The following is a 4819-nucleotide window of genomic DNA, read 5'->3' on the forward strand; positions in this document are numbered from 1 at the left end:
GCTATTCAAAAGGCCCTCAATATGTCGTTTTCACCAGGCATTACCCCAACCCCGGCTACGGAGGGCGGTACGTCCGCCCCGCGCTCGCCCGCTGCCGGTCCGCTCGCCGATTTCGAGCACGCCCTGATCGCGCCACGCGACAACGCATTCGCCGCGCTCGGCGCGCGCTTTCACACACGGCTGCCCGGCGCGCCGCTGCCCGCGCCTTATGTCATCGGCTTTTCGAAGGCCATGGCCGGGCGGCTCGGCCTCGATGCCGCCGCCGTCACCGATCCCGCGTTCGCCGAGTTCTTCTGCGGCAACTTCACGCGCGAACGCCCGCCTTCGGCGATGTCGTATGCGTCCGTCTACTCGGGGCATCAGTTCGGCGTCTGGGCGGGCCAGCTCGGCGACGGCCGCGCACTCACGCTCGGCGAAGTCGAGCACGGCGGCGAGCGCAACGAAGTGCAGCTCAAGGGCGCGGGCCGCACGCCCTACTCCCGCATGGGCGACGGCCGCGCCGTGCTGCGCTCGTCGATTCGCGAGTTCCTGTGCTCGGAGGCGATGCATCATCTCGGCATTCCGACCACGCGCGCGCTGACGGTGATCGGCTCCGATCAGCCTGTGCGGCGCGAAGAGATCGAGACGGCCGCCGTCGTCACGCGCGTTTCGCCGAGCTTCGTGCGCTTCGGCCATTTCGAGCACTTCTATTCGCATGACGACGTGGACGCACTGCGCACGCTGGCCGATCACGTGATCGCGCGTTTCTGGCCTCATCTGCGCGAAGCCGACGACCCGTATCTCGCGCTGCTCGACGAAGCCGTGCGCAGCACGGCGGCGCTAATGGTCGAGTGGCAGGCCGTGGGCTTCTGCCACGGCGTGATGAACACCGACAACATGTCGATCCTCGGTCTGACGATCGATTACGGCCCGTTCGGCTTCATGGATGGCTTCGACGCCAATCACATCTGCAATCATTCCGATTCGCAGGGCCGCTACGCCTACCGCATGCAGCCGCAGATCGCCTACTGGAATCTCTTCTGCCTCGCGCAGGCGCTCGTGCCGCTGTTCGGCGCGCACTACGACATCGCCGATGAAAAACAGCGCGGCGAGCGCGTAGTGGCCGACGCCCAGGCCGTGCTCGAACGCTTCAAGGGGCATTTCGCGCCCGCGCTCGAAGCGCGCATGCGCGCGAAGCTCGGCCTCGAGCAGGCGCGCGAAGGCGACGACCAGCTCGCCAACCGCCTCTTCGAAATCATGCATGCGAACCGGGCCGACTTCACGCTGACCTACCGGAATCTCGCGCAGGTCTCGAAGCATGGCGCGCATGGCGACACCTCGGTGCGCGACCTCTTCCTCGATCGCGCTGCCTTCGACGCCTGGGCCACCGACTATCGCGCGCGCCTTGCGCACGAGTCGCGCGACGACGCCGCGCGCGCCGCTGCGATGAACCGCGTGAATCCGAAGTACGTGCTGCGCAATCACCTCGCGCAAACGGCCATCGAGCGCGCTGCGCAAAAGGACTTCAGCGAGGTCGATCGCCTCGCCAGGGTGCTCGAGCACCCGTTCGACGAGCAGCCCGAGCACGCGGCCTACGCGGCGCTGCCCCCCGACTGGGCGGGCTCGCTCGAAGTCAGTTGCTCTTCGTGAACCCGCCCCCATCTGCGTGATCTTGCTTTCCACCCGACAGGAACCCGATATGAGCCAGGACGACCACAACTCCCCTGCCTACCCCGGCCACAAGTCCGACGAGCAATGGCGCGAGCAGCTCGACCCGACGCAATACCAGGTCACGCGCCACGCGGCCACCGAACGCGCTTTCACGGGCAAGTACTGGGACCACTTCGACCGCGGCGTCTACGACTGCGTCTGCTGCGGCAACCCGCTCTTCGAATCCGACACGAAATTCGACGCGGGCTGCGGCTGGCCCAGCTACTTCCGCCCGATCAACGGCGAGGTGATCGAAGAGAAGACCGACCGCACGCACGGCATGCTGCGCATCGAGGTGCGCTGCAAGAACTGCGGCGCGCACCTCGGCCATGTGTTCGAGGATGGCCCGGCCCCGACCGGCCTTCGGTATTGCATCAATTCGGCTGCGCTACAATTCGAGCCCAAGTGAACGCTGGCAAGCCACCCCCGCGCCCCGCGCGGGGTGCGATACGGCCTTGAAAGCGTCGTGCCCTCTTTTTGCGGCTCATCTTGTAAATTTCCAGGCCGATAATGAAATTTCTGTTTGATCTTTTCCCGATCATCCTCTTTTTCGTCGCGTTCAAGCTCTGGGGCATCTTCACGGCGACGGCCGTGGCCATCGGCGCGACGCTCGTGCAGATCGCGTGGGTGGCATTCCGTCACCGCAAGGTCGACCCCATGCTGTGGCTCTCGCTCGGCATCGTCGTCGTGTTCGGCGGCGCCACGCTGATGCTGCACGACGAAACCTTCATCAAGTGGAAGCCCACCGTGCTGTACTGGGCATTCTCGGTCGTGCTGCTCGTCTCGCAGGTGCTCTTCGGCAAGAACCTCATCGAAGCGATGATGGGCAAGCAGATCACGCTGCCGCCGCGCATCTGGACGCAGCTGAACTTCGTGTGGGCGATCTTCTTCGCGCTGCTCGGCATCCTCAATCTGTTCGTCGCGTACCACTTCTCCACCGACGCATGGGTCGATTTCAAGCTGTTCGGCGCGACCGGCATTCTCGTGGTGTTCATCGTCGGCCAGAGTCTGTGGCTTTCGCGTTACATGAAGGAAGAGGAATGAGCGACACCTTTCTCCAGGCGAGCCCGGCCGAGCGCATGGCGCTCATCGAAACGCGCCTCGCCGCGGCGCTTGCCCCCGTCGAGTCGATCGTCGTGCGCGACGACAGCGCACAGCATGCCGGGCACGCCGGCGCCGCTGCGGGCGGTCACTATCACGTCACGATCGTTGCGGCCGCATTCACGGGGAAAGCCCGCGTGGCAAGGCATCGCATGGTGTATGATGCGCTGGCCGAGGCCATGCAGCGCGGCATTCACGCTCTCGCGATCACGGCGCTCACGCCCGAAGAAGCCGCGGCGCTGCCCCGGTAACCGCACAATTTGACCGCGATCCTTGTGTTCGCCATTTTGGTTCGCCCCGTTAGGACATTCCGATGACCTTGAAGAAAACCCATCTCTGGGTGTTGCTGGCTGCATGCGCGGCGGCTCCCGCCTTTGCGCAGAATATCGCCGTCGTGAACGGCACGCCGATTCCCAAAGCGCGCGCCGATGCGCTGGTCGAGCAGCTCGTCCATCAAGGGCAGCAGGATTCGCCGCAACTGCAGATGGCCGTGCGCGAGGAACTTGTGAACCGCGAGATCCTCATGCAGGAGGCCATTCGCGAAGGCATTCCGAATAAGCCTGACGTGAAGGCGCAGATCGCCGTGGCGCAGCAAACCGTCGTGCTGCGCGCGCTGATCGAAAACTTCGTGAAGAACAACCAGCCGACCGACGCCGAAGTGAAGGCGCGCTACGACCAGCTCACGAAGGACGCGGGCGGCAACGAATACCACCTGCACCACATCCTCGTGGACAACGAGCAGCAGGCCAAGGACCTGATCGCGAAGATCAAGGCTGGCGCAAGCTTCGAAGACCTCGCGAAGCAGTACTCGAAGGACCCGGGCTCGGCCAAGAACGGCGGCGACCTCGACTGGTCGGATCCGAAGGCTTACGTGCCGGAATTCGCGGACGCGGCCACGCACCTGCAGAAAGGCCAGATGACGGATACGCCGGTGCACACGCAGTTCGGCTGGCACATCATCCGCGTGGACGACATCCGCCCTGTCACGCCGCCGCCGCTCGAGCAGGTGCGAGCGCAAATCGTCCAGCAGATCCAGCAGGAAAAGCTGCAGGCGTTCGAAGAGAATCTGCGCAAGCAGGCGAAGATTCAGTAAAACTGCCTGGCAGTGCTGCTTCGATAGCAAACCCCGCGACCTTCAGAGGCGCGGGGTTTTTTGTTGAGACTTTCCACTTCGCTGCGCACGCACCGGTCGTGCTGCCGTTGAGCTTGCCCTCCAAGCCATCGAGCAGCCTGTTGAGCAACTTCACGCCGCATTCACCGCAGGCACAACCCAATCACCGCAAATCATGCGGAGATCAATCGCTCCATTCACCGCAAGACGGTCCAAGTGCCGCCAGAATGCACAAAAGAAAAGACCCCGACCGCGCCCAGAGTCGGGGCGTGGTCGGGGTCTCAGCTCGATGAGCGAAAAACGGCAATCGAGCGCTAAGCCTTAGCCCACCCACTTGCGCGCGTTCTGGAACGCACGCATCCACGGGCTCGCCTCGCCCCAGCCTTCGGGGTGCCAGCTCATCGTCACCGTGCGCTGCACGCGCTCGGTGTGCGGCATCAGCACCGTGAAGCGGCCGTCGGGCGTCGTGACCGAGGTGATGCCTTGCGGCGAGCCGTTCGGGTTGAACGGATAGCCCTCGGTCGCCTGACCGCGATGGTCGACGTAGCGCATCGCCACCGCCACCTTCGCGATGTCGCCCTGCTGCGAGAAGTCCGCGAAGCCTTCGCCGTGCGCGACGGCAACCGGAATGCGCGAGCCTTCCATGCCGTTGAAGAAGATCGACGGCGAGCGCTGCACTTCCACGAGCGAGAAGCGCGCTTCGAACTGCTCCGACTTGTTGCGCGTGAACTTCGGCCAGGCTTCGGCGCCCGGGATCATCGAGGCGAGGCTCGACATCATCTGGCAGCCGTTGCAGATGCCGAGCGCAAACGTGTCCTCGCGCGCGAAGAACGCCGCGAACATGTCCGCGAGCTTCGCGTTGAAGCGGATCGTCTTGGCCCAGCCTTCGCCCGCGCCCAGCACGTCGCCGTACGAGAA

At 64.6% G+C, this 4819-nt stretch carries 6 protein-coding genes; 5 read left to right on the top strand and 1 reads right to left on the bottom strand.

The window, feature by feature from the left end:
• The first annotated feature begins 21 nt into the window (after positions 1 to 21).
• The 5 genes from VMJ11_RS29950 (at position 22) to VMJ11_RS29970 (ending at position 3883) form a co-directional block, all read left to right on the top strand.
• The gene (locus tag VMJ11_RS29950) at positions 22 to 1629 is read left to right on the top strand and encodes a protein adenylyltransferase SelO (RefSeq protein WP_325624441.1); all 1608 of its coding nucleotides are present in this window, start codon (positions 22 to 24) and stop codon (positions 1627 to 1629) included.
• Between the two features lie 49 nt (positions 1630 to 1678).
• A complete protein-coding gene (msrB, locus tag VMJ11_RS29955) occupies positions 1679 to 2098 on the top strand; it encodes a peptide-methionine (R)-S-oxide reductase MsrB (RefSeq protein WP_325624431.1) in 420 nt (139 codons plus the stop codon).
• 101 nt (positions 2099 to 2199) lie between these two features.
• On the top strand, positions 2200 to 2733 hold the full coding sequence (locus VMJ11_RS29960) for a septation protein A (RefSeq protein WP_325624433.1): 534 nt from the start codon (positions 2200 to 2202) through the stop codon (positions 2731 to 2733).
• Complete coding sequence (locus VMJ11_RS29965) at positions 2730 to 3041, top strand: BolA family protein (protein WP_325624435.1); 312 nt, start codon at positions 2730 to 2732, stop codon at positions 3039 to 3041. Before VMJ11_RS29960 ends, VMJ11_RS29965 begins: the two co-directional genes overlap by 4 nt.
• Positions 3042 to 3103: 62 nt before the next feature.
• Positions 3104 to 3883: a peptidylprolyl isomerase gene (locus VMJ11_RS29970; RefSeq protein WP_325624437.1), complete on the top strand. Its 780-nt coding sequence runs from the start codon at positions 3104 to 3106 to the stop codon at positions 3881 to 3883.
• A 339-nt stretch (positions 3884 to 4222) separates the two neighbouring features.
• Here VMJ11_RS29970 and VMJ11_RS29975 read toward each other — a convergent pair.
• Positions 4223 to 4819 (bottom strand): phosphoribosylformylglycinamidine synthase subunit PurQ (locus tag VMJ11_RS29975; RefSeq protein ID WP_325624439.1); only part of this gene is annotated, 597 nt, incomplete at its 5' end.

The sequence above is a fragment of the Paraburkholderia sp. genome, from assembly GCF_035501035.1.
GTDB lineage: Bacteria > Pseudomonadota > Gammaproteobacteria > Burkholderiales > Burkholderiaceae > Paraburkholderia.

Excerpts from the sequence above, each read along its gene's own strand:
- msrB (WP_325624431.1), top strand. The coding sequence starts at position 1,679 with ATGAGCCAGGACGACCACAACTCCCCTGCCTACCCCGGCCACAAGTCC.
- VMJ11_RS29965 (WP_325624435.1), top strand. The coding sequence starts at position 2,730 with ATGAGCGACACCTTTCTCCAGGCGAGCCCGGCCGAGCGCATGGCGCTC.
- VMJ11_RS29970 (WP_325624437.1), top strand. The coding sequence starts at position 3,104 with ATGACCTTGAAGAAAACCCATCTCTGGGTGTTGCTGGCTGCATGCGCG.
- VMJ11_RS29950 (WP_325624441.1), top strand. The coding sequence starts at position 22 with ATGTCGTTTTCACCAGGCATTACCCCAACCCCGGCTACGGAGGGCGGT.
- VMJ11_RS29960 (WP_325624433.1), top strand. The coding sequence starts at position 2,200 with ATGAAATTTCTGTTTGATCTTTTCCCGATCATCCTCTTTTTCGTCGCG.